Source organism: Lysinibacillus sp. G01H, assembly GCF_028872195.1.
GTDB lineage: Bacteria > Bacillota > Bacilli > Bacillales_A > Planococcaceae > Lysinibacillus > Lysinibacillus capsici.
Genome location: NZ_CP118397.1, coordinates 2,239,297 through 2,263,542 on the forward strand (window position 1 = coordinate 2,239,297; position 24,246 = coordinate 2,263,542).

The 24,246-nt window shown below is 38.5% G+C and carries 23 protein-coding genes; 18 read left to right on the plus strand and 5 right to left on the minus strand.

Features of this window, described 5'->3' with window-relative positions:
* Window positions 1–19 precede the first annotated feature (19 nt).
* On the plus strand, window positions 20–1,219 hold the full coding sequence (locus PSR12_RS11320; protein ID WP_004230045.1) for an AI-2E family transporter: 1,200 nt from the start codon (window positions 20–22) through the stop codon (window positions 1,217–1,219).
* 98 nt (window positions 1,220–1,317) lie between these two features.
* Window positions 1,318–1,683, plus strand: a complete 366-nt coding sequence (locus PSR12_RS11325; protein WP_274773278.1) for a cupin domain-containing protein — start codon at window positions 1,318–1,320, stop codon at window positions 1,681–1,683.
* A gap of 47 nt (window positions 1,684–1,730) precedes the next feature.
* On the opposite strand, the gene PSR12_RS11330 is transcribed toward PSR12_RS11325, so the two are convergent.
* Window positions 1,731–2,906, minus strand: coding sequence for an aminotransferase class I/II-fold pyridoxal phosphate-dependent enzyme (locus PSR12_RS11330; protein WP_221682108.1), 1,176 nt, complete (start codon window positions 2,904–2,906; stop codon window positions 1,731–1,733).
* Between the two features lie 232 nt (window positions 2,907–3,138).
* Between PSR12_RS11330 and PSR12_RS11335 the strand changes: the two genes are divergently transcribed.
* Window positions 3,139–4,020, plus strand: a complete 882-nt coding sequence (locus tag PSR12_RS11335) for an aminoglycoside 6-adenylyltransferase (RefSeq protein WP_221682100.1) — start codon at window positions 3,139–3,141, stop codon at window positions 4,018–4,020.
* Between the two features lie 14 nt (window positions 4,021–4,034).
* Window positions 4,035–4,850: an ATP-binding protein gene (locus PSR12_RS11340; protein ID WP_221682098.1), complete on the plus strand. Its 816-nt coding sequence runs from the start codon at window positions 4,035–4,037 to the stop codon at window positions 4,848–4,850.
* A gap of 46 nt (window positions 4,851–4,896) precedes the next feature.
* On the opposite strand, the gene PSR12_RS11345 is transcribed toward PSR12_RS11340, so the two are convergent.
* Window positions 4,897–5,691, minus strand: a complete 795-nt coding sequence (locus PSR12_RS11345) for an enoyl-CoA hydratase/isomerase family protein (protein ID WP_004230036.1) — start codon at window positions 5,689–5,691, stop codon at window positions 4,897–4,899.
* Window positions 5,692–6,058: 367 nt separating this feature from the next.
* On the opposite strand from PSR12_RS11345, the gene PSR12_RS11350 reads away from it, so the two are divergent.
* Window positions 6,059–6,697, plus strand: a complete 639-nt coding sequence (locus tag PSR12_RS11350) for a tyrosine-type recombinase/integrase (protein ID WP_274773282.1) — start codon at window positions 6,059–6,061, stop codon at window positions 6,695–6,697.
* A gap of 279 nt (window positions 6,698–6,976) precedes the next feature.
* On the opposite strand, the gene PSR12_RS11355 is transcribed toward PSR12_RS11350, so the two are convergent.
* The 3 genes from PSR12_RS11355 to PSR12_RS11365 form a co-directional block, all read right to left on the minus strand.
* Window positions 6,977–7,831 (minus strand): transglutaminase family protein, encoded by an 855-nt coding sequence (locus PSR12_RS11355; RefSeq protein WP_221682078.1) that lies wholly within the window; start codon window positions 7,829–7,831, stop codon window positions 6,977–6,979.
* A 61-nt stretch (window positions 7,832–7,892) separates the two neighbouring features.
* A complete protein-coding gene (locus PSR12_RS11360) occupies window positions 7,893–8,858 on the minus strand; it encodes an alpha-E domain-containing protein (protein ID WP_274773285.1) in 966 nt (321 codons plus the stop codon).
* Complete coding sequence (locus PSR12_RS11365; RefSeq protein ID WP_274773287.1) at window positions 8,812–10,302, minus strand: circularly permuted type 2 ATP-grasp protein; 1,491 nt, start codon at window positions 10,300–10,302, stop codon at window positions 8,812–8,814. The genes PSR12_RS11360 and PSR12_RS11365 overlap by 47 nt, the downstream gene beginning before the upstream one ends.
* Window positions 10,303–10,378: 76 nt before the next feature.
* Between PSR12_RS11365 and PSR12_RS11370 the strand changes: the two genes are divergently transcribed.
* The 13 genes from PSR12_RS11370 to PSR12_RS11430 all read left to right on the plus strand — a co-directional run bounded on the left by PSR12_RS11370 (window position 10,379) and on the right by PSR12_RS11430 (window position 24,103).
* Entirely contained in the window at window positions 10,379–10,792 is a 414-nt protein-coding gene (locus PSR12_RS11370) for a hypothetical protein (RefSeq protein ID WP_274773288.1), read from the plus strand.
* Between the two features lie 310 nt (window positions 10,793–11,102).
* A complete protein-coding gene (locus PSR12_RS11375; protein WP_274773290.1) occupies window positions 11,103–12,065 on the plus strand; it encodes a tyrosine recombinase XerC in 963 nt (320 codons plus the stop codon).
* A gap of 57 nt (window positions 12,066–12,122) precedes the next feature.
* Entirely contained in the window at window positions 12,123–12,617 is a 495-nt protein-coding gene (locus tag PSR12_RS11380; RefSeq protein ID WP_274773292.1) for a DinB family protein, read from the plus strand.
* Between the two features lie 162 nt (window positions 12,618–12,779).
* Entirely contained in the window at window positions 12,780–12,929 is a 150-nt protein-coding gene (locus tag PSR12_RS11385; RefSeq protein WP_004230023.1) for a hypothetical protein, read from the plus strand.
* Between the two features lie 213 nt (window positions 12,930–13,142).
* Window positions 13,143–13,313 carry a hypothetical protein gene (locus PSR12_RS11390; RefSeq protein WP_048392829.1) on the plus strand — a complete coding sequence of 57 codons (171 nt, stop codon included), beginning with the start codon at window positions 13,143–13,145 and terminating at the stop codon, window positions 13,311–13,313.
* A 391-nt stretch (window positions 13,314–13,704) separates the two neighbouring features.
* Entirely contained in the window at window positions 13,705–15,423 is a 1,719-nt protein-coding gene (locus tag PSR12_RS11395; protein ID WP_255601566.1) for a putative bifunctional diguanylate cyclase/phosphodiesterase, read from the plus strand.
* A gap of 369 nt (window positions 15,424–15,792) precedes the next feature.
* Window positions 15,793–17,229 (plus strand): proline--tRNA ligase, encoded by a 1,437-nt coding sequence (gene proS / locus PSR12_RS11400; protein ID WP_274773297.1) that lies wholly within the window; start codon window positions 15,793–15,795, stop codon window positions 17,227–17,229.
* Between the two features lie 314 nt (window positions 17,230–17,543).
* Window positions 17,544–18,617, plus strand: a complete 1,074-nt coding sequence (locus PSR12_RS11405; protein ID WP_274773299.1) for a hypothetical protein — start codon at window positions 17,544–17,546, stop codon at window positions 18,615–18,617.
* A gap of 14 nt (window positions 18,618–18,631) precedes the next feature.
* A complete protein-coding gene (locus PSR12_RS11410) occupies window positions 18,632–19,318 on the plus strand; it encodes a Dph6-related ATP pyrophosphatase (protein WP_274773301.1) in 687 nt (228 codons plus the stop codon).
* Between the two features lie 247 nt (window positions 19,319–19,565).
* Complete coding sequence (locus tag PSR12_RS11415) at window positions 19,566–19,793, plus strand: hypothetical protein (RefSeq protein ID WP_274773303.1); 228 nt, start codon at window positions 19,566–19,568, stop codon at window positions 19,791–19,793.
* A gap of 302 nt (window positions 19,794–20,095) precedes the next feature.
* Complete coding sequence (locus PSR12_RS11420) at window positions 20,096–20,422, plus strand: ArsR/SmtB family transcription factor (RefSeq protein WP_274773305.1); 327 nt, start codon at window positions 20,096–20,098, stop codon at window positions 20,420–20,422.
* Window positions 20,419–20,829: an SRPBCC family protein gene (locus PSR12_RS11425; RefSeq protein WP_257522152.1), complete on the plus strand. Its 411-nt coding sequence runs from the start codon at window positions 20,419–20,421 to the stop codon at window positions 20,827–20,829. Before PSR12_RS11420 ends, PSR12_RS11425 begins: the two co-directional genes overlap by 4 nt.
* A gap of 103 nt (window positions 20,830–20,932) precedes the next feature.
* Window positions 20,933–24,103, plus strand: a complete 3,171-nt coding sequence (locus PSR12_RS11430; protein WP_274773308.1) for an ATP-binding cassette domain-containing protein — start codon at window positions 20,933–20,935, stop codon at window positions 24,101–24,103.
* Window positions 24,104–24,246: the final 143 nt, after the last annotated feature.

Genomic DNA, 24,246 nt, shown 5'->3' on the forward strand with positions numbered 1-24,246 from the left:
TTTGGATTGGGGTGGATATATGGAAAAAGAGAGACCAAAAGAGCGTTCAAGCCTGTTAGCAACCAAGTTTATTCGTTTTTTAGGTGGTAGAAACCTATTATTTACACTGGTAATTTTATTACTGGTGGCATGTGTTATTTTTATGTTTAATCAAGTTTCCTTTATCTTTACCCCGCTACAAGTTTTATTTGAAGTAGTCATTTTACCAGGGGTACTAGCCGTCATTGGTTACTATTTATTACGCCCATTGCTGGCGATTCTAGTACGATGGCGCATTCCAAGAATATGGGGTATTTTAATCCTCTATATTGCGGTCATTGGTGTCATTACGTTACTTGTGGTGCTAGTCTATCCGTTTTTACGCGATCAGTTTACTAATTTAGCACAGGAATTCCCAGAGTACTTCATGGCATTTACGCAAAACATTGTAGAATTCCTAAATCATTCACGTTTTAATGAGTACTTAGATAAAATTAGTTTTAATTTTGATGAAGTTTTGAATAACTTCACAACGGATATGGTAAAAACAGTGAAGGATATGGCGACCAATGTAGCACAGGGTGTGGCATCTGGTATTACTGGCTTCCTATCAACGTTAACAGGTATTTTGCTTTCACTTGTAACGGTGCCATTCATTCTGTTTTATTTACTAAAAGAGGGCGAAAAATTACCGAAATTTATGCTGAAAGTGTGCCCACCACGTATGCGTAAAGAGGTAACTGACATTTTCCATGACATGGACAAGCAAATTAGTTCGTACATACAGGGACAAATTTTAGTATCCATGTGTATTGGAGCAATGGTGACGATAGGCTTCTTAATTATTGGCATGAAGTATGCTTTATTGCTCGGCTTCCTTGCGATGATTACAAGTGTGGTGCCCTATTTAGGACCCGTTATTGCGATCACACCAGCAGTCATTATCGCTCTTGTTACATCCCCATTGATGCTGATTAAGCTAGCGATTGTATGGACAATCGTTCAGTTAATCGAAGGAAAGTTCATTTCCCCGCAAATTATGGGGAAATCACTCAGTATTCACCCGATTACGATTATCTTTGTACTATTAACGGCAGGCTCGTTATTTGGAGTCCCAGGCGTTATTTTAGGGATACCAGGCTATGCGATCTTTAAGGTACTTGTCACGCATTTATTCAAGCTCTTTAAGCAGCGCTATAATCGCTACGAAGATGACGTTCATCAAAAATATGATATCTAACAAAACAGCTACTGCTAGCAACGCAGTAGCTGTTTTTTTGCTGTGGAAAATCGCATTATGCTATTCTATTAGTAGAGTTAAAACAAGGAGGGAAGGAAATGGCATACATACCGATCAATTTCCAAGAGAAATTGGCTAAATTTCAAGAGCATTGGTCTCCAAAGGTCATTGCTGAAATGAACGATTATCAATTCAAACTAGTTAAAGTTCAGGGGGATTTTGTTTGGCATAAGCATGAGGATACGGATGAGGTGTTTATCGTCCTGGAGGGGCAATTAATTATCGAATTTCGAGATGGTCAGGTAAGCTTGCGTGCAGGAGAGATGTTTGTTGTTCCTCGCAATGTGGAACATAAACCCTTTGCAGCTTCAGAGTGTAAAATTCTGCTTGTAGAGCCAATGGGTGTCGTGAATACAGGTGAGGAGCAATCAGCGCTTACCGCTGAAAATGATGTGTGGATTTAACCTTCATAGAAAAACCCTTCCAACAAAACGTTAGAAGGGTTTTTTAATTATTGCTTTGCTAATAATTGTACTTGTGCTAAGCGATCCACTGCTTCTTGCAGAAGTTCCTTTGGTTGGACTAATGCTAAACGTAAATAGCCTTGTCCAGCTGTACCAAATACGGTTCCTGGAACTGTGACAACGCCTACTTGTTCAATCAATTGAAAGGCTAATTCTGTGCAATCGATAGCATAGGGATATTTAGCCCATACGAACATTCCCCCATCAGAGGGTGCTGCTTCCCAGCCTAAAGCTTCTAAACCATTCATCAGCGTTTTATGGCGCTCTGAGAAAGTGGCACGTAAGCTTTCCGTAATTTCCTCAGCGTTATCCAATGCTACGACAGCCGCATCCTGAATTGGCTCGAAAATACCGAAATCTAAATTTGATTTTAATTGCTTAATAACCGCGATCATTTCTGCATTTCCTGCGATATAGGCAATACGTGTTCCAGCAAGGCTAAAGCTTTTAGAGAGGGAGTTAATTTCCATACCGACTTCTTTTGCTCCAGGAGCAGCTAGGAAGCTAATAGGACCATCTCCCGTAAAATAGAACTCTGAATAGGCTGCATCATGGAGGACGATGATATTATACTTTTTAGCAAAGGCAATGACTTTTTCAAAGTACGCTAATGACGGCATTGCTGGTACAGGATTTCCTGGTAAGTTTAAAATCAATAGCTTTGCTTTCTGTGCAATTTCTTCTGGTACAGCGTCTAAATCAGGTAAATAATCGTTGTCGGCTGTTTGAGGCATGTAATAAGGTGTTGCGCCAGCTAAGTGAATCCCTGCGTCATACGCTACATAAGCTGGGTTTGTGGATAAGACGATGTCTCCTGGATCACAAAAGGCGATTGGTAAATGCACTAAGCCTTCTTGCGACCCAATTGTTTGAATAATTTCTGTTGCGGGATCTAAATCAACATTACTACGACGTTTATAGTAGCGACTCACCGCGTCATAAAAACGCTGTGTGCCAGTCAGTGTATAGCCGTAAGATTCAGCTAAACCTGCGCGATAGGAAAGATGCTCACGTATTTTTGCATGTGGAGGAAGATCAGGGCTTCCTAAGCTTAAGTCAATTAAGGTCATACCCTTTGCTTGCTGCTCTCGAGCAAAATTTTTCAAATCTCCGAAAATTGCTGGTTTAAATAATGACATTTTTTTAGATGGTACGATTTTCAAAACTAGTACACTCCTTGTAGTTGTATAACAGAATAGTAGTTCACATTTTATCATACTGAAGCGCAGAAAGGGACAGAAATTCTGAAAAAAGAAAATATTTATATAATGAAGAGGATGTGTGCATAGACTAGCGAAAAAAGATTTTCTACCATTGGGAGAAGCTACTATAAATTCCTTCAAAGAGGAAAGTGTATTATACTGAGTATAAAGCTTTTCAGGTGGGGTGAATCCTATGAGAACAGAACAAGAAATGTATGATTTAATCCTGGCTATCGCACAGCAGGACACTAGAATTCGAGCTGTTTACCTAAATGGCTCAAGAGCAAATCCGAATGGTCCAAGGGATATGTTTCAAGATTTTGATGTTGTGTATGTCGTAACAGACACAGCCTCTTTTTTACAAGATGACAAATGGATTCACGTATTTGGTGAGCGGCTGATGGTGCAGGAGCCTGATCGACTGGATAAGGGGCTTGGCTTGGACAAAGACTTTTCTTATAGCTATACATATTTAATGTTATTAAAGGATGGGCATCGCATTGACCTTCGCTTATTATCGACACAAGCTATGCTGAATGAGTATGGTCAAGACAAGCTGACAGTCTCTTTACTCGATAAGGATCAGCTTTTGCCACCTATCTCTCCATCTTCAGATTGTGACTATCATATTAGCCCGCCGACTGTGGGGCAATTTGCCAGCTGTACGAATGATTTTTGGTGGTGCTTACAAAATGTAGCCAAGGGTATTTGGCGGGACGAACTCCCATATGCCAAGCAAATGTTTGAGGAAACGACAAGGCAGTGCTTACATCAAATGCTCAATTGGTGGATTGGTCAGCATCATCATTTTCAATTATCTACGGGCAAAATGGGAAAGTATTTAAAAAACTATGTACCAGATAACTATTGGACATTGTATGTAAAAACCTATGCGGACGCAGACTATGCTAACATGTGGAATGCCCTGTTTGCGGCATGCACACTCTTTCGAAGTATCGCAAAGGAGGTAGCCCATCACTTTCAGTTCGCGTACCCTCATGAGGATGATGCTCATATGTCAGCCTATTTGAAGCATGTACGTTCATTACCAGCAGATGCTAAAACGATATTGTAAGGGGGAAGAGGGCAGTGAAGGTTTATTCATTAAGTGGACCAAGCGGCACAGGTAAAAGTACAAGTGCGCTTGCCTTTGCCCATAAATTAGGCGTAGAGGCCATTGTTGATGATGGATTACTCATTGTGAATGGCGTCAGGGTGGCAGGCCTTTCTGCTAAATTCGAAAAGAATACAATTACTGCTGTACGACGTGCCATTTTTACAGATCCAGTTCATCGTGAGGCTGTCCAAAAGGCGCTAGCTCATCATCAGGTACAATCTATTTTACTGATAGGCACATCAACTAAAATGACGAATAGTATTGCCAAGCAGCTAGAGCTGGGTCCGATTGAACACTATTATAATGTAGAAGATGTCCGTTCATTGAAAGAAATTCAAAAAGCACGCTTTATCCGTCAAACACAGGGCAAGCATGTTATGCCGATCCCATATAGACAAGTGGAGCAAAATTTCTTTAAACGATTGGTGCAAAAGGGCATGGAGATTTTTTCTTCGAAACGAGAAAAAATCGGGGAAACGACGATTGTACGTCCTGATTTTCAGCGGGAATATATAGAAATCAGCAAGCCTGTTTATGTACAGCTACTGACATACTGCTGTAGCCAACAGGCAATTGTACAAAAGGTCGAGCAAGCACAATTTATACTAGGGGATCAGGTTCAAGCTATCCTCACTATACAGGTGAAGTTGCCGATTGATTATCCATTAGCAGCGCGTTTAGTAGAATTACAACAAGCTGTGCAGCAAGATTTTTATCTACATTTTGGCTATGAATTAGATGCTATTCATGTACATGTAAAAACGGCTTTGCAAAAGAAAAAAGCTTAAAAAACAGGTACTCCGCTCGCACGTTGGCGTTAAGAGTACCTGTTTTTCATTTAGGCTGGCGCGTGAACTGTGGCTGGCGTTTTTCCACAAAGGCACGACAACCCTCTGCGAAATCACTGCCTACAAATGGCGAAGAGCCTTGCCATAAGGTCGGCACACTATCGAGACATTCTTGAACAGATTGCTTCACGGCAAGTAAGGATTCAGGCGACATTCCTGCAACCAGCTTACCCATTCGAATCATGTATTTATTTAAATCTTTTTCAGCTACTAGGTAGTTAAGCATTCCAAGCTTGAAGGCTTCCTCTGCTTTAAACATTCGTCCTGTAAAGACTAAATCCTTGGTTGTGGCAGGACCGACAAGCTGGACTAAACGCTGTGCAAATTTGTTATTTAAGGTAATTCCTAATTTACCGACAGGAATGCCGAGCTTGGCCTTTTCAGAGCCAATGCGGATATCGCAGGCTAAGGCTAATTCCAAGCCAGCGCCCATCGCAGGCCCATTGATAACGCCAATCGTTGGAATTGGGAGGCGCTCAATGGTAGAAATGGTTTTTTCCATATGTACGAAGGCTTCTTCAGCTTGTTCAAGAGAAATGGCATTGAACTCTTTAATATCAGAGCCCGCTGTAAAGTTTTGGCCAGAACCTCGTAAAATTAGTACTTTATTTTTCGGGTTATCTAATACTTGTAGGGCAATCTTGGCTAATTGATCCCACATGTTTGCGGTTAAAGCATTTTTTGCTTGTGGTCGATGAATCGTAATAATCGCTAGTCCAGCTGTTTCTTGATAAATAATTTTCGCATCTTCTGCTTCCAGTCGAGTCGTTTTTACTTGCATATCGGAAAGCCTCCTACATGTTAGTGTCTATCTTTATTATATAACACAATTAACCTTAAACACGAAATGATACGAATTTTCACATAAAATTGCGTTGTTATACAAGAATGTAGGGAATAGTAAGCATTTATTGTACTACAACAGGGGAGCGGAATTTACTATTGTAAGAAAGTAAAAATTATGAGAAACTACTTTAGGAACATATGTTTCTTCAATACGTAAGGGGCATTTGAATGGTAGAAGCGGGTTCATGTTATAGAAATACAGATTATCCGACATTACAATATGATAAAATGAAATTGAACCTACGCACCCAAAATATAGTAAAATATAAATAACACACGCATAGCAAACAAGGAGGTGCCATATGGTTGCACTTAGGGACGCATGGAATAGCTACTATTTATTGCTACAATCTTTGAAAAAAAGTGCTGCTACAAAAAAACAATACAATATGGATGGACAGCAATTTTTAAATTTCGCCCATAAGCAAAACTACTTGTATGTAGATCATCAATTGAAAAATTTATTACAGCTCTACTGCGACTATTTAAAGGAAACCTACAGTAATAGCAATACTTTTAACCATAAAATAGCGACATTACGAGGCTTTGTAGACTTTCTTTTTTTACGAGAATGGGTGGAGCCTTTTGATTATCAGCCTATTTTACAGCCGAAAAAAAGACAAAAAGAGGCACTGCAAGCACTGACAAACAAGCAGATCATGCAAATTGCTAACGTATGGCCGACCTATTTCCAATATGCTAAAACAAAGGAGCATGCATGGCTGGCAAGACGTAATGGCTGTATCGTTCAAGTGTTGATGGAAACGGGTTGTAAGCCTGCCGAGCTCGTTCGAATGAAATGGACTCACTTTAATGAAGAAAAAGGGACTCTTTTTATTGCCAATCGAAATGGACGTCGAGAAATAAAGTGTTCACCGATCCTTATGGACATGCTGGCACAGTATAAAAAGAGACAGCCAATTTACATGAGCAAGAGGTAGGGGAATGGGTTTGGGTAAGCGAGGCAAGTTTAACGAAGCCGATTACTACGAAAACAGTTGAACGCATTTTTCAAACGATGTCACAAGATATAGGGAAGAATGTAAGAGCCACTGACTTGCGTTATACTGTGATGCAACGGGCGTTTCAACAGGAAAAAACATTGGAGCACATTCAACTAGAAATGGGCTATGTACGGAAATGGGTGCTAACAGAAAGACAGCAGCGTCTAGAATAAAAGCGTGCAGTAATCGCGATTTATCACCATTACTGCACGCCTTTTATAAATGATTCAATGCTTTGACATTTACTTTGACTGTTAAATCATGCTTGCCTCCTGTATATACCCCTTCCACAGGGCTAATGTCACTATAATCGCGACCAATACATAAAATAATATGGTTTTCTAATACTTCCACATTATTTGTGGGATCAAGACCGATCCAGCCGATACCTGGAATCATGACTTCTACCCAGGCATGTGTAGCGATATCTCCGATAAGGGCTGAGTTTTCATCGACATATAGATAGCCACTGACATAGCGAGCTGGTATTCCTTTCGCCCGTAAAACAGCAAGCATGACATGGGTGAAATCCTGACAAACACCACGTTTTAAAGCAAATGCCTCACTTGCTGTTGTGGTTACATCGGTCGCTGTCGGGTCATACTCAAAGCTAGAATATAAATACTGCATTAAATTAAGCGAAAAGAGCACAGGATTTTCAGCATGACCGATCGCATGATAAACTTCCTCTAATTGCTGCTCTGTCATAAATGTAAAATGTGTTGCTTTTAAATACGGTAAATAATGCTCATAGAATAGCTGTGAGTGAAAGATGGTCTGCATTTCGGGCGAATATTGAATACGATGAATAAATGGTGCACGCTGAATACTAACAATTGAAGATGTATGAATTTCTAGGATTTGATGTTGCTCTGGTATATAAAAAGAACCAACTGTATTGCCCCAAATATCCGTATGCTCACGGGTTAGGGAGGATGGCGTAATGGCAATTCGATAAGATAACAATCGCTGACGCTCATCACTACGCGGCTTTAAACGAATAGTATTCAAGCTTTGATCGACTTCAGACTCATATTGAAAAATATTTGTATGCTGAATTTCAAATTTCATCGTGTCCGCTTCCTTCTGCTTACTGACTTGCCTGTTGAAAGGGAGCTGTGGTGAATTCCTTTCAAGGTTGTACGCTGGGTTCATATAAATGATAGATTGTCGAAAAGGCATCACTAAAAGCCATACATTGAGACAATCTTTCCTCCATCATTTTTAGGGTTTCCTCAATAGTCATTTGCCAAAAATCAATATGATCGATTGCAAGAACAAGGCTACTAATATCCGACTGAAGCGTTAAAAATCGTGAGGATAAAGAATCGTGTTCAATAGCCATTATGGCTTCTTCTATTTTCTTTACACAGAACATCACAGAACATGGGAAATGCTCATCTTGAACTAAATAGCGAATGACCGTTAGTAAATTGGTCTGGCGATGCTTTCGCATGAAAGATTCTCTTGCTGCAGAAAGATCCAATAAAAAGGTACCATCATCCTCTAACAGTGACGTACCTGTTAGCTTCTGTTGTTCTAAGATTATAACGATCATCCGAATGGTTTTTTCTGCTCGTTCAAGCCATTTGCCGACCTGCATAAAATAGAAGGGAAGATCGCGATCCATCGAACCCTCAATTAACCCTGTCTCCATCCATAAAGTCTTTCGCACATCCTGTAAAAAATCTTGAAGGGCAATGAGTGGAATAGGTCGTTCTCTTTTTAGTATGGACTGTTGCTTTGTTAAATAAAAGGAATTTTGAATTTCCCAAAGTTCCGTTGGCATACTATCACGTGTAACTCGTGCATTTTCCCGAATAGCACGTAATGTGGCATGAAGGGCATTACCGTTTTTCTCAGAAAACAGAAGATAATCAATCAATGGGTTAACACGAATCGTTGTGTAATTTGCTAAATACTCCTCCTTAGAGGCACAAATATTTAAAACAGCCTCCCAATGATCAATATAATCATGTTCTTGCCCAGATTGCTCCAACATATTCAACAGCTGTACCTGTAATATATGTGCATTTGTTTGTGTACGTTCACTATAACGTGCCATCCAGTACAATGCGTCGGCTACTCGACTTAGCATGCTGCAATTCCTCCTTTAAAATCCACGTATCCTTTGCACCGCCCCCTTGAGATGAATTCACAACAAGAGACCCTTCTTGTAGTGCCACTCTGGATAAACCACCAGGCAACACATAGCAATCCTCACCCTTCATAACATAGACACGTAAATCAACATGGCAAGGATAAAATCGCCCATTCTGGAAGGCAGGTGCTCTGGACAATTTAATCGTTGGTTGTGCAATGTATTGATAGGGCTGCTCAACAATTTTTTGCTTAAATAAAGCAATCTCTTCCTTACTCGCATGTGGACCAATTAACATGTCATAGCCACCAGAGGCTCCTACGTTTTTAATAACGAGCTCGTGAATATGCTCTAGCACCCATTCACGCTGACTGTCATCTTCTAGATGATAGGTTTTCACATTTGGTAGAATAGGTTCTTCCTGTAAATAATAGCGAATCATCTCAGGCACATAGGCATACATTGCTTTATCATCTGCCACTCCATTCCCAACGGCATTCAAGATGGATACATGACCAGCTTGATAAGCAGCCATTAAATGTGGAACACCTAATAAAGAATCCTCACGAAAGACAGTAGGATCTAAAAAGTCATCATCAATCCGACGATAAATAATATCGATTTGCTGTAGGCCATAAATGGTTTTCATATAGACCTTTAAATCCTGTACAACTAAATCGCGGCCCTCCACGAGCTGGATGTTTAAATGCTGGGCTAAAAAGACATGATCGTAATACGCAGAATTGTACATGCCTGCTGTCAGGAGTACAGCTTTAGGCTCTCTTTCTGCTTGCATGGAAGGTGGGCGATGGGCAAGAAGTGCTTTTTTCATATAAGCCATTTGTTTATCAAGAGGTCGAATCGTATGCTTGGAGAAAAATTCTGGGTATACTTCCTTCATCACATCCCGATTTTCAAAGACATAGGAAATGCCAGAAGGATTGCGTAAATTATCTTCGAGTACATGATAATCGCCTTTTTCATCCCGAATTAAATCAATCCCTGCTAAAAATATATGATTCGCAATTGGTACTTGAAGTCCTCTCATGGTTGGTTTGAAATAGGGATTATTTTCAACAAGCTGTCTCGGAATAAGACCATCCTGAATGATCTTTTGTTGTCCATAAACATCCTGTAAAAATTTGTTGAGGGCTTCCACGCGCTGTTTGACACCTGCTTCAATCATGGCCCAATTGGTTTGAGGAATAATAATTGGGACACAATCAAAAGGCATGGTACGTTCTGTTCCATCTTGTGCACCATATACGGTAAATGTAATCCCTTGTCTGAGAAAGCTTGCTTGCGCTTGACGGTATTTTTCTTCAAGTTGCTCCCGCGAAAAAAAGGTTAGCTTATGATGAAAAGATCGATAATGAGGCTTTGGCTTATTGCCATCAAACATTTCATCGAAAAACAGACTAGAATCATATAAATTCATCATATGGATCGCCTCCGAATTCAAGTAGTAGAGAAAACATGTTACACTGTGAATAAATACATAAAAGGAGCTAACAACCATGACCATCATTAATTTAATGCAAGCGTATGAATTAGATAAACTATCCAAATTACATTTATCAGACGAGGAAATTTTACGAGCTTTGCGTTCGGGGGATGTATCAGCTTGGCAAGAACAAGTGCCAAACTATGAATTTAGCGAGACAATGGCTCTATATCAGGAAGGGGAACAACAGTTCTTAGATGCATACCATGGCCATTATCGAATCAAGTATGTAACATTACCAGGCATCCAACGTTTATTGCAGCTACGCTTTCAATTAGAAGAAGGGAAGGATTACCAACTAGTAGAAACAGGTATCCAGCATTTAACGTGTGATGAGGAAACAATCACAAGACTTCAGCAAATGTTATCGACAAACTGGTCACTAACAAAACAAGAGGATGGCAATTATTCAGTTTTTGTAAAATAATGCCATGTGTGTTGTGAGACGAATTGACATGAACAGTTACCCATCTATTGTTTTTTCGAAGCGTCTCACAAAGCAAATAAAGTCTACTAGATTTTAATATTCATTTACCGTGAACTTTATGCCTAAAATCCTATAACTGTCACAAAATAGTTGTAACAAAAATCCTCTTTTTAAAAAGGGGTTTTTTTATTACCTTCGAACAGAACATTTGTTCTAACGTACGAAAAAGGGCATTTTTTTCAATAAAGTTCCCAAATTTATATTTGGGAACGTTTTTTATGGTAAAATAGAGCAAATAGAGGTGATGAGCATGCAAAAAATGAAGCAACCAAAATTCATGAAGGATTTTCTTGTCTATTTAACAACCATAAAAGGAAAGTCTCAGCGCACAAGAAAAGAATATGAATATGACCTGACCTTATTTTTCCGCTTCCACAAAGCTGTCCAGGAGGACTTGGATATAGAGAATTTAGCTACCATTGATATTGGTACTATTACAATAGAAGAAATTCGTGAAATGACATTAGAGGATCTTTATTTATTCATGGAATATTGTGAAGTACAGCGAGGTAATTCTGCTGCTGCAAGAGCACGAAAAGTGGCCACATTAAAATCCTTTTTTAAATATTTAAAAGGCAAACGTCGACTTATCGAGGAAAATCCAGCAGATGAATTAGAGACACCAAAGATAGGCAGAAAACGACCTATTTATATGAACCTACAAGAAGCTACACAATTTATAGATGGGATTAAAAGCAATCAGGCATCCCCGAGAAATTATTGCATGATGATGTTTTTCTTAAATTTAGGAATACGTGTCACTGAGCTATGTCAGCTTAATAAAACATCCATTCAAGGACGTTATTTAACCGTAATGGGAAAGGGCAATAAAGAGCGCACCGTCTATTTAAATGATAGCTGTATGCAGGCACTTGCTGACTATGAAAACAGTGGGAAGACACCCTATAAGGGAGAAGGCGAGGAGCCACTTTTTGTGTCACAAAAGGGAACACGCTTTACAAGACAAACCGTTGCCAAAATTGTTAAACGTATTAATAAGCAATCAGGTCTTCAAAAAGAACGGCTTACACCACACAAGCTACGCCATACATCCGCAACGATGATGTATAAAGCAGGGGCAGATATCCGTAGTTTGCAGCACATTTTGGGGCATTCTAGCGTCGCAACCACGCAAATTTATACCCATGTTGAAGATGAGCAGCTACAGCATGTTTTAGAGAATAATCCATTTAATATTGTTCGTGAAAGATGATTTTCTCCCCTCCATATCGAATATATAGAAGAAGACCTAATGAAAGGGGAGCCAAGGATGTCAAACGTCAAAGAACATCTCGATACCACAAGAACACAATTACTTCAGGAAATTCACTTATTGGATGATACAGCCTTTAATAAGAAACCAGATGCTCAAAGCTGGAGTGTGGCACAAATCTGTCATCATCTCGTATTAGTAGAGGAAGCAACAAAGAAAGCCATTACATGGGGATTAAAGGCAGAGGAACAGTCAACACCCGCTCGAAAAAATGTTCAGCTCATCTTAGATCGATCAAGAAAGTTCCAAGCACCGCCTATTGTAGAGCCAGCAGAAGAACCTTTCACTGTTCAAGCAATGCTAGATTTACTAGCTACAACAAGAAAGAACCTCCTCGCCTTTTTACAAACAATTGAGGAACCTGAAGCATTAGCTAAGCGCGCTGTGCAGCACCCAGCTTTAGGCGAATTACCACTCGATCAATGGATTGAAATGGTCTATTTGCACGAGCAACGTCATATCAAGCAATTACAAGAAATCGTTAAAGAATAACATGTATGAAAGGAATTTGGCCACAGGAGATGAGCTAAATTCCTTTTATTGTTATTCAATTTTTCTGTTATAATCTCTTGACGTGCTACATAATCTGTTATATATTAAATAAAAATAATAACAACTGTTATAAAACAGTTTTCGTTAGAGGAGGAAATATAAATGTCAAAGTATCGTGATGGTTATGAATTTTATTGTGAAATGTGTGAGCGCTATGGATTGGAGCCAATTTCTTTCCGTTACTATGTATTACAATTATCACAGCAACAACTTTCAGCTTACAATATGCAAGCAAAACAATTAGGAATTTAAAAGGAGTGATTATGACGGAAGCCGCCGTGAATATTTTATGAAAAGCCCAGCCATACTAAATAAAATGGTCTGGGCTTTCGTAATTTCAGCAAGAAATTTCAGATAATTCATTGACAAGTACAGTAGCCTGTTATATATTTTTAAACAAATAATATTTCTGTTATATAACAAAAAATAGACATATAGTAGCAAATGTGAAAGGAAGTTATGAGGATGACAGATTATCGAGAAGGTTATGAATTTTATCGTCAAGTATGTGAGGAGCATGGGCTAGAGCCTATTAATTTTCACTATTACATTTCAAGTTTATCCCAAGAGCAATTAGATGCCTACAACATGCAGGCGAAATCAATAGGGGGTTCAATAGAATATGAGGTCTCTTAACATATAAAATGCCTTACTTCCTATGTGGGACAGTAAGGTATTTTACTTTAACAAAAATTTTACAAGACATTAAAACTTATTATATGAAACTTTTAAATTTTGTATTAAAAAGATAAATAGCCTAAATAAACTATTTAACGTAGTCCAAAAGTATTAAATAACTATATATTTAGACATTTACAAGGAGGTTATATCCACTAATTTTTGTCTATTTTATTAAAAACTATCAAATACAGCTTTGAATGTTTTTGAGATTTGGGTTGAATTAACTGCTTTTCTAAGACTATAATATAATTACATAAAAAAGGGCGATATACCACAACTTTATACCTCGCTGTAAGATAAAGCAAAAGTACCAAACCCTTCATATTTTAATGAATGGAGAATGAAAATGATGAATATCACGCCTAGTAGTGTTAATCAAATGAACTACAGTCTAAAAGAATTACAAGATATCTTTTCCGCCATGAATAGTTCCATCATTGTAGCGATTACAGATCGTACCGGAAAAATTACATTTGTTAATGATCATTTTTGTAAAATTTCGAAGTATACGCGTGAAGAATTAGTTGGTCAAGATCACCGTTTACTAAATTCAGGCTTTCATCCCAAATCTTTTTTTAGAGAGATGTGGAAAACAATCGGTAATGGCGATATGTGGAATGGCGAGGTGTGCAATCGTGCGAAAGATGGCAGTTTATATTGGGTGAAAACAACGATTATCCCGTTCCTAGATGAACGAGGAAAGCCGTATCAATATATTGCCATTCGCGTAGATATTACAGCGCAAAAGGACATTAAAAAAATTACTCACATTGCCTATCATGATGAACTAACAGGGCTACCAAATCGTCGCAAATTAGAACAGCGTTTAGAAAATGAATTTCATCAATCTCGACGTACAGGAGAGAAGTTTGCGTTATTTTTCATTGATGTGAATCGTTTCAAACATATTAACGACGGACTTGGTCATATTATCGGCGATATGTTTTTAGTGGAAATGTCGAATCGTCTGCGCAATATTGATCATACATCAAATTCTTTCTATCGCCACAATAGTGATGAATTTGTCATGATTTTAAATGATGTCAGTCGCATTGAGGAAATGGCTAAGGAAATTATTAGCGTCTTCAATGAAAGCTTTATTGTCGACACCTATGAGTTTTATGCAAGTATCAGCATCGGCATCAGTATATTCCCAGATCATGCAAACTCTGTGGAAGAATTATTGAAAAATGCGGATATTGCTATGTATGCGGCAAAATCTACACGTGGTAACCAATATCGCCTCTATCGCGATAATATGGACGAGGCCAATGATAAATGGCTTTTACTAGAAACGAAATTACATCAAGCATTAAAGCAAGATCGTCTAGAATTACATTATCAGCCTAAGATCGACTTAAAAACGGATTCTGTTATTGGGATGGAGGCATTGCTACGCTGGTATGACCCTGTATTAGGTCATATTCCGCCAGATCGTTTTATTCCATTTGCAGAGGATTGTGGCCTGATTAATGATATCGGTGTATGGGTTTTACGTAAAGCCTGTGCTCAAGCTCGTCAGTGGAATGAAGCACATGAACTATCATTGCGGGTAGCTGTGAATATTTCACCAATTCATATTAGTACAGGTGGCTTTGTGGATATGGTGCGTAGTGTCATTGCAGAAACAGGCATTGACCCTAATTTATTAGAAATTGAAATTACCGAGATGAGTATGCTTGATTATACGGAAGATTTAATTGATACCATCAAGCAATTACGAGAACTAGGTATAACTATTTCATTAGATGATTTCGGGACAGGCTATTCATCGTTAAATTACTTAAAAAAATTCCCGGTGGATGTGCTTAAAATTGATCGTGCCTTTGTCCGTGATATCGTACCTGAGAAGTCTGGAATCGCTATGATTTCAGCCATGATTTCATTAGCACATGCCTTAAACCTACAAGTAGTAGCTGAAGGTGTAGAGGAGGAAGCTGAATTAAATGTTCTGCGTGAGCATGGATGTGAGTATGTGCAGGGCTATTATTTCAGTAAGCCTTTATCTGTAGGAGATTTTACGAATCTCATTGTTAATACTGTCACAAATAAATCCAGTTATTAATTGCTATTCCTGAATGATTTTGCTAAAGTGGGATAAAGTAAAACTGTTAACATGATAAACCCTTTGATGATGTGGCCAAGTAAGTAAGAATTGTGAAACAGAAAATATAGCACCTGCTGAGAGCTATATCACCGCTTCTTGACTGAACACCTACCACGGAGATGTTATGCAAACATAACCGAGTCGTTTTCGTTACCAAACGTGAGAGGGCTTTATATTCTACTTAAAGCTAAATCAAGGTGGTACCACGTCGTTCCAGCACAAAGACGTCCTTATTCTGAGGACAGCTTTGTGCTTTTTTTTCTTGCTTCAGCTAAATCTTCATACGGGTTGAACAAGTATTCATTTAACACAATTGGAGGAGAACACATGTCAAAACAACTAGAAGATTTTTCGAAATGGTATATCGAGACCATCCAAAAAGCCGATTTAATGGATTATACACCTGTTCGAGGCTGTATCGCCTTTAAGCCAGACGGCTATGAAATTTGGGAGCATATTCAGGAGGAGATGGATCGTCGCTTTAAAGAGACAGGACATCGTAATGCCTATTTCCCAATGCTTATTCCTGAATCCTTCTTCCAAAAGGAAAAGGATCATATCGAAGGGTTCTCACCTGAGCTTCCTTGGGTAACCGAGGCAGCAGGGGAACAATTAGAAGAACGGCTAGCCCTTCGTCCAACATCTGAGACGATGATTGGTCATCTTTACTCTAATTGGATTAAAAGCTACCGTGACCTACCAGTGCTGATCAATCAATGGGCAAATGTCTTCCGTTGGGAAAAGAAAACACTGCCTTTTATTCGTACCTCTGAATTTTTATGGCAAGAAGGGCATACAGCGCATGTAGATGAAACCGATGCTCGTCAGGAAACAATGCAAATGCTAGACATTTATAAAGAAGTCGTAGAACAGGTACTAGCAATTCCTGTCTATGACGGACAAAAAACCCCTTCTGAGCGTTTCGCAGGGGCTGTCGATACGTACTCTATTGAGGCAATGATGAAAAATGGCAAGGCTGTGCAAGCAGGAACATCCCATTATTTAGGAACAAAATTTGCTGAAGCCTTTAATATCAAGTATTTAAATAAAGCGAACCAGCACGAATACGTACACACAACATCTTGGGGTACTTCCACACGTTTAATTGGTTCGGTTATTATGGTGCATGGTGATGAGCAGGGACTTGTTTTACCTCCACGTATCGCACCAACACAAGTCGTTTTAATTCCAGTAGGGCCATGGAAAAAGAACCCTCAAATCATGGAGCATTTAGATGAGATTTTTGCAGCCTTAAAAGCGAAGGGTATTCGTGTACGTCTGGATGATTCAGACCAATCGCCAGGCTATAAGTTCAATGAATGGGAGCTAAAAGGCGTGCCTGTGCGTGTTGAATTAGGGCCACGTGACCTAGAAAACAAGCAAGCTTTACTGAAAGCGCGTGATGAAGAAGAAAAACGAACTGTCGAATTACCTACTATCATCACAGCTATTGAAGAAGAATTAACAACCATGCAAACGCGCTTATTAGAAAAAGCTCGTCAATTCCGTGAAGCAAATGCTCACACAACAATTGACACACTTTCACAATTGCAACAGCACATTGACACAGCAAAAGACAATGGCACAATCCCAGGCTGGGTGCTTGCTGGATGGTGTGGCGAGGATGCATGTGAAGAAAAAGTGAAGGAAGAGACGAAATACACATCTCGCAATATTCCATTCAATCCACCAACAACGAAAACCACATGTATTGGCTGTGGAAACGAAGCAAAACATACAGTTTGGTTTGCGCAAGCTTATTAATTAATAAAGCCATATGAAGCAAGCCCGAACAATTATGAAGCACACTTGGTTGTTTTATAATTAGTTTGGGTTTTTCATGTTAAGATGGTGAACAATAACACGCTATGCTTTCTTCACGGAAACTCTTATACCAAATTTTAAAATTCTCACTCCTGTTTCTCCAGGCATTGATCCAACGAACAGCCTTCATCACTCATAATGGTGTTTCCTTCACTCTGTCTAAACCTTAGCGTATATCGCCAAGTTCTCATCATGATTGTGATAAAATAAAGGGACGTTTGCTTCTGAAAAATCCTAAAGAAATGAGGATATGAATGACAGTATTACAAGAAGTATTTGATAACTACCTTAATATCAAATTTAACCGGGGATTACCAGCTGTTCACATGAATGATTTCGAATATGTTTTATTAGAAGATACTAGCGCAGAGCTCTTTTTTATTGATCACGAACAGGGGACATTTTTGGAATGGGCAGAGGCATTTCAACCACAAAATCCGCATTATGTTCAAAAGCCAGACTGGCAGCCTATGCTTACATCTTTTTTCAAGCAGCTAGATGTTTATGATGAGCAAGTATGCTATTATTTGCTCTACACGATAAATGCAACAACTAGAATAATTCCACGGAACCCTTATAACAAGATGAATGATTTTATGAAAAACTATTGCTTCTTTCAACTTGCTCAATTAGAGCATATTACGATACTCAACAAAGAGCAGAAACAACAGTTAAAGGACTTTTTATTCTTTTTCTATCTGTATACCCATCCAGTGAATGAGGAAACGCTTTACGCTTTTTCGTTCAAAGAAGGAACTTTAATTCATGCTAAAACGAATATCAATATGGAGCAATATTTTTCTCATTATCATGATTATATTTGTAAGCATAAGCATGACCGAACATTATTAACACCACATGAGATAAATGCTTGCAAGAAGCTGACAATCGAACTATTGAGAAGCATCGAAGGAAAATCAAAAAGACTCGTTATGCCATTTGAAGATGGCATAGAGTACCTACATCTAATTAACAATATAGATGATTTTTTACATATGTTTAATCAAAATAATAAGGCATTCTATCAATTGCTTCATAGCTTTCTATTCGATCATCAATCGAATCCTTATCGTGAGCATTGCTTTAGTATGCTATTACAGAATTATGTCACTTATATTTTGACTTTTCACTTTGATGACCTTATTCAGTTAATAGCGTATTTCAATGATTCACCATCAATTTGTAGGATGATTATCAATAAAATTTTTGTCGATACCATCTTTATGCAAAAGATTTTGAAAGAGGGAAATATTAACATTAACAATTATCCATCGATCATAGAGTTTTTTGACGAGGATGCTAGAAGCATATATCTTGATGAACAGTAAAAGGAGACAAGGAAATGACCAACACAACAGGCTGGAAACAGAATGCACAAAATCGCACATTTATAGCTTCATTTAGTGGTGGCAAGGATAGTGTTTTAGCTTTATATAAAGCATCACAGGTGGGCCAAGCAATGGGGCTTATCGTGATGCTGGAGGAAGAAGGAAAACGTTCAAGATCCCACGGGATGCCACCTGCCCTAATCCAGGCACAAGCTGACTCTATTGGGCTGCCAGTCTATACTGCTGCAGCAAGCTGGGCTGATTATGAAGAAGTATTTGTAGGTTTATTAGTAAATGCAAAGCAGCAGGGAGCTGAAGTATTAGTAACAGGAGACTTAGATATGCCTGAACATGGCTGCTGGCACGACAAAGTCACTAAAAAGGTAGGTTTAAAGCTAGGCATGCCATTGTGGGAGATGAACCATCGTGAGGCTGTCGATGAATTTATTCACTTAGGATTTATTACAATGATTGTCACAGTCAACCTATCCTTGGGCATGACGGAGGACGATTTAGGGCGTGTGCTTACCCCTGATTATGTAAAGGAGCTTGAAGCCCGGAGCATTGACCCATGCGGAGAAGGCGGCGAATTCCATACGACCGTCATTGATGGACCTCTTTTCCAGCAGCCAATTGCGGTGCGTAAAGGTTCCATTATAAAAGATGGAGACTACGCCTTTTTACCTTTAGAGCTAGCATAAATTTACATCAGAAAACCCTTATTGCCATGCGCAATTCATAACAATAAGGGTTTTTATTTTGAGGTGTATTGTTATTTTTTTTATATATAATAAAATTATTACATATGAAAAGGTGATGAATTATTAACAGTTTTGGGTGCTTGTCCAATCCTTATCGATTAAATATTATTGCAATTCTTCATCAAGAAAAACAATATGTTAGCCAACTTGCGAGAGAGTGCAGATTTTATGAAAGGAGTTTTATTATATGTCATCAACAACACTTACCATATTTTCAGCGTTCTTTGGTTTACTTCCACTTCTAGTACTTGTTTTTATTTTTGTATTTGTTATTAGTATCTTTCGACGAGTGGAACGCCGTGCAGAGGAACGCCTAAAAATAGAGAAAGAATCAGCTCAATTGCAACAGCAACAGATTCAAGAAATAAATAAACGTTTAACAACGATTGAAAATATATTGAAACAAGTTGATTAGGAGTAAGATATTTTAACTATTTCTAGGTAAAAGGAATAATAGGTTGAATTCAACATTGGCTCATATGGACATCGACATCATTATAACATTTGTCTCTTGCTACGAACGTGGGTTATCCATAACAAATGAATAATTACCCGAAAGTACACAGGCTCTCCTCTGTACTTTTTTGTATTTCAGCTAGTTTTTCCTTGTAGGTATAGAACTCCTAACACTTTGACCAAAATAATATTTGACTGGACACTGATTGGTGTCATATAATTAAGACACCAATCAGTGTCCTATTAGAAAGGGTGGTGGTTTTGAATAACAATCATCAAGAGCGTGACGTTTATGTAGCCATTGCTGACCCTACAAGACGAAAGTTGATCCATTTATTGGCAGAGGTAGATGAGTTACCGCTTCACGAATTAACCGCTCAATTTGATATGGGGCGTACGGCTGTTTCGAAGCATTTAGCCATCCTGAAAGATGCAGGCCTCGTCATTGCACGCAAGGAAGGTAGAGAGACGAGATATCGATTGAATGCAGCTCCATTGAAAGAAATACAAGATTGGGTATCGTTTTATGAAGGTTTTTGGAAAGAAAGAATCGCGAAATTACAGCTATTATTGGAGGAAAAAAAATGAAACCAGATGTATCATTAGATTTTAAATTTACAAGTTCCATCGAACAAGTATGGCATGCTTTAACAGACTCAGATACACTAGCAAAATGGATCTGGAGCAATGACTTCCAACCAGTTGTAGGACATAAATTCCAATTCCGTGCTGAACCAAATGAATGGTGGGACGGTATTGTAGACTGTGAGGTACTGGAAGTGGAAGAGCCTCACAAATTATCTTATACTTGGACAAGTGCTGGCGAAACAACAACAGTTATATGGACATTAACACAGGAAGCAGATGGCTCGACTCAGCTTCATCTTGATCAAGGTGGCTTCAGCGAAGAAACGAAAGCGCGTCAAGGTGCAATCGAGGGAGCAAAATATGCTTGGACAAATATGAGTGCACAGCTTGAAAAAGTATTAGCGTAGTATAAATTAAATAACAGCAAGAAGAGCGCAATTCAGTAGCAAGAATTGTGTTCTTTCATGTTCAGTCCCATCTTTTAATTTTCTTAAATGGAAGGATAACTAAATGAAAATTAATGAACTTATTGCCAATAATATTAACCGTCTAGATGTCGTTTTATCCGACGATCAATCTTTAGCCATAGCAGGTTTGTCTGGTTCAGGGAAGACGACATTTTGTCAAACGATTGGAGAAGAATCCAAAAAACGTCTTGTTTCTTTATTGCCAAAGGCTGAATATCAATATTTATTTCCAAACATTATGGAAACGAACTTCAGTGCCATCAAAATGGAGGACATGCCCCTTGTACTTTTTCTAGGAAAATCCTCGATCTCTAGCAATCCACGTTCCACAATTGGTACTCATACAGGTGTTTTTAAAGAAATTCGTAATCGACTGGCAGATGAGTTTCAGCTATCGCCAGAGATGTTTTCCTTTAACAATGCATTAGGCTGGTGTCCTGCATGTAAGGGGCGAGGCACGACAAAAAATGTAGAATGTAAAAAATGTTTGGGTAAGCGCTATAGTCCAGAAGTAGAGCAGTATAAAATCACTTTATGGAATGAGCCCTATAGTATTTCTGATATTCATCATTTAAGTATAGAGGCCATCTATTCCTTATCAAAAGAATTAAATATCAGTGAAGAAAAACAGCATATTCTGCATAATATTATGCAAATGAATATTGGCTACTTAACCTTAAATCGTATTATGGGGACTTTATCAGGTGGAGAATTAACAAGGCTGTACTTAGCAGAATTCATGGCAACAAGCGAAAACACCGTGATTATTGTTGATGAAATTTCTGTGGGTCTTGACCATAACACCTTACTAAAAATTTTAGAGCAAATTCAACAACTAGGCGCAAAAAACCAAATTTGGTTGATTGATCATTCTGATACCGTGTTAGACACGGCAGACGAGCATCTATTCTTCGGACCAGGTAGTGGAAAATACGGAGGAAAAATCGTTGAAGAATCTCCACGACCAAAGCCTATCTATTGGGGACGAAATCCAGCAGCACCCATATCCTATTATCAATTCCGAGATTTGTATTGCCGTAATATCCAAATAGATGCAATAGACATTCCACAAAATCGACTTGTTACCTTTACAGGAGAGTCTGGTTGTGGGAAATCAACGCTTGTTAATGAGTGTATTGCTAAAGATTTTATCAAACGCTATCCAAAGGACAAACTCGTGATGGTTGGGCAAGATCGTAACCAATCCATTACGAGTCGTTCCACTGTCGCAACATTCCTCGATATTAAAAAGAAACTAACAAAATATAGTGAGGACATTGATGATATTTTCCAGCGCTCGATTGAAGATATTATCGATGAACTACCTAATGAAGATATCGCACATAAACGCTTAAGCTTATTGATTAAGCTTGGACTAGGCTACTTAACACTTGAGAGAAAAACGCAATCTCTATCGACTGGTGAATTCCAATGTGTGCATCTAGTCTCAGAGTTATTTGCCAACTCTCGTAATCCCCATACATTATTTATTTTTGATGAGCCATCTAAAGGGCTATCTCAGAACATTCTAAACCAATTTATCGATAGTGTAAGGGATATCCTAGAGGATGAATCTATCTCCATCATCATGATTGAGCATAATGCCTATATGCTGGAAAGCTCTGATTTTGTTGTTGACTTCGGTAAAAGACAGCAGGAGCCTGTAACACATCTAAATGTAGTTAGCCATGAAGATTATTTTAATCAGGATAATCATTCAAGGGTTTCAGCTCCATTACAAATCACATCTACGCTCGCATTAAGGAATGGCATTCAATACTTAGAAAACAACCATATTAGCTATTTCAAAAATGCGGAAAATATATATAAGGGTGGCATCTTAAAAAGCTTATCTTCCATGGCTCGTCTGATTTACGGTGAATATGAATCTAACAAAATTGCCCCTGTTGTTGCCATTGATTTGGAAAGACATTTATATAGCCAATATAGTTTCCTGTATGAAATAGGTGGTCTTATCAATCATATTGTGGCTGCTCATCCAACAAATAAGGATACGAGAAGCTTCGATTTTTATAGCCAAGAAAATCATTGTCCTAGCTGCTCTGGTCGATTGGAAATTGAAAAATTCGATTTTGATCTTGTGGTGCAAGACAAAAACGTGCCATTTTGGGACGGCCTACTACATCCCGATATAATGGAGGTTTTAAAATACTATCAACATTCTAAATTAGAATTTCTCTTTGAGCAGATTAAAATCGAGCTTGGTCAGGACATTAGTAAAAGCTATCATGATATGACTGAGGAGGAAAAGCATACATTTTTATATGGTTATTGGGACAAGTCCTTTTATGATAAGGCAACAAAATCCTCGAAAAAGTGGGAGGGCTTTAATTTTATCATTGGTCGTTATATCGTGATTTCAAAATCCATTATTAAAGAGCAAATGAAGGAAACAAGAGAAATGGTGCCATGCCCAATTTGTCATGGTTCTGTGCTCAACCACCAAAAGAAATTACGATTTGGGAACACAGATATTCGTAACTTAATTCGTCAACCGCTTGATGAAGTCATCAACATTGTAGGCAACTTACCACAACTAGAAAAAATCAAAGCCATCGTTGGCGGAGACATGTCACTGCTACAAGATGTTTCCTTATTGCCAAGGGAAACACAGGTATCCCTAAAAATGCTGGAATTAGAGCTGGCAAGCTTTGTCGGCTATGAAATCGTACTACAAAACGCTTTTCCTTTTTGGAACAAAATCAAAGATAATCTAGAGCGCATCAGCCATAAAAATCAAGTGACCATCTGTGATTTTTCCAATATACAGGAGACAAGAGAATTCATCATCGATCAATATTTTACGAATGGTAAATATAAAAAACTAACATATGTATATGAAGCATTTGGCTACAAGAAAATCGTAACCCAAATCAATAAAGTCAAAGCCAATCATTCCTGTCCATTCTGTAAAGGGAAAAAGGTGCTCTCAGAAGATGGACTGCATGATGGAGTCCATAAATTAACCGTGCCCTGTGTAAGCTGTGGCGCAAGTGGCATTAATGAGGAAGGACGCCAGCAAATCGTTGATGGCATTGATGTGGAAACATGGCTAACTGGTACTGTAAGCGATGTTGTGACAGAGGGCTCCCATCTTGAGGCCGTTGCCAATATTCCTATTTTTAATCGTATGCGCGAATTGAATAAGCAGGAAATGATGGCAGTCTATCAGTTCCTCCAATCAAATCACTAAATCATCAAACCCATGTGCTTCGGCATATGGGTTTCTTTCGTTGGACTAGAATTACTCACTCATTTTTCCACAAAAATTCATAATTCGTGTCATCTTTGATTACTATAAAGATAACAGTAATGGTAGTAAAAGGGAGGACATGG

Bases quoted from the DNA above. Each gene is read 5' to 3' on its own strand.
- PSR12_RS11350 (WP_274773282.1), top strand. From the start codon at position 6,059: ATGGTTGCACTTAGGGACGCATGGAATAGCTACTATTTATTGCTACAA.
- PSR12_RS11430 (WP_274773308.1), top strand. From the start codon at position 20,933: ATGAAAATTAATGAACTTATTGCCAATAATATTAACCGTCTAGATGTC.
- PSR12_RS11395 (WP_255601566.1), top strand. From the start codon at position 13,705: ATGATGAATATCACGCCTAGTAGTGTTAATCAAATGAACTACAGTCTA.
- PSR12_RS11345 (WP_004230036.1), bottom strand. From the start codon at position 5,691: ATGCAAGTAAAAACGACTCGACTGGAAGCAGAAGATGCGAAAATTATT.
- PSR12_RS11410 (WP_274773301.1), top strand. From the start codon at position 18,632: ATGACCAACACAACAGGCTGGAAACAGAATGCACAAAATCGCACATTT.
- proS (WP_274773297.1), top strand. From the start codon at position 15,793: ATGTCAAAACAACTAGAAGATTTTTCGAAATGGTATATCGAGACCATC.
- PSR12_RS11355 (WP_221682078.1), bottom strand. From the start codon at position 7,831: ATGAAATTTGAAATTCAGCATACAAATATTTTTCAATATGAGTCTGAA.
- PSR12_RS11325 (WP_274773278.1), top strand. From the start codon at position 1,318: ATGGCATACATACCGATCAATTTCCAAGAGAAATTGGCTAAATTTCAA.
- PSR12_RS11360 (WP_274773285.1), bottom strand. From the start codon at position 8,858: ATGCTAAGTCGAGTAGCCGACGCATTGTACTGGATGGCACGTTATAGT.
- PSR12_RS11320 (WP_004230045.1), top strand. From the start codon at position 20: ATGGAAAAAGAGAGACCAAAAGAGCGTTCAAGCCTGTTAGCAACCAAG.
- PSR12_RS11385 (WP_004230023.1), top strand. From the start codon at position 12,780: ATGTCAAAGTATCGTGATGGTTATGAATTTTATTGTGAAATGTGTGAG.
- PSR12_RS11365 (WP_274773287.1), bottom strand. From the start codon at position 10,302: ATGATGAATTTATATGATTCTAGTCTGTTTTTCGATGAAATGTTTGAT.
- PSR12_RS11370 (WP_274773288.1), top strand. From the start codon at position 10,379: ATGACCATCATTAATTTAATGCAAGCGTATGAATTAGATAAACTATCC.
- PSR12_RS11415 (WP_274773303.1), top strand. From the start codon at position 19,566: ATGTCATCAACAACACTTACCATATTTTCAGCGTTCTTTGGTTTACTT.
- PSR12_RS11425 (WP_257522152.1), top strand. From the start codon at position 20,419: ATGAAACCAGATGTATCATTAGATTTTAAATTTACAAGTTCCATCGAA.
- PSR12_RS11375 (WP_274773290.1), top strand. From the start codon at position 11,103: ATGCAAAAAATGAAGCAACCAAAATTCATGAAGGATTTTCTTGTCTAT.
- PSR12_RS11380 (WP_274773292.1), top strand. From the start codon at position 12,123: ATGTCAAACGTCAAAGAACATCTCGATACCACAAGAACACAATTACTT.
- PSR12_RS11405 (WP_274773299.1), top strand. From the start codon at position 17,544: ATGACAGTATTACAAGAAGTATTTGATAACTACCTTAATATCAAATTT.
- PSR12_RS11335 (WP_221682100.1), top strand. From the start codon at position 3,139: ATGAGAACAGAACAAGAAATGTATGATTTAATCCTGGCTATCGCACAG.
- PSR12_RS11390 (WP_048392829.1), top strand. From the start codon at position 13,143: ATGACAGATTATCGAGAAGGTTATGAATTTTATCGTCAAGTATGTGAG.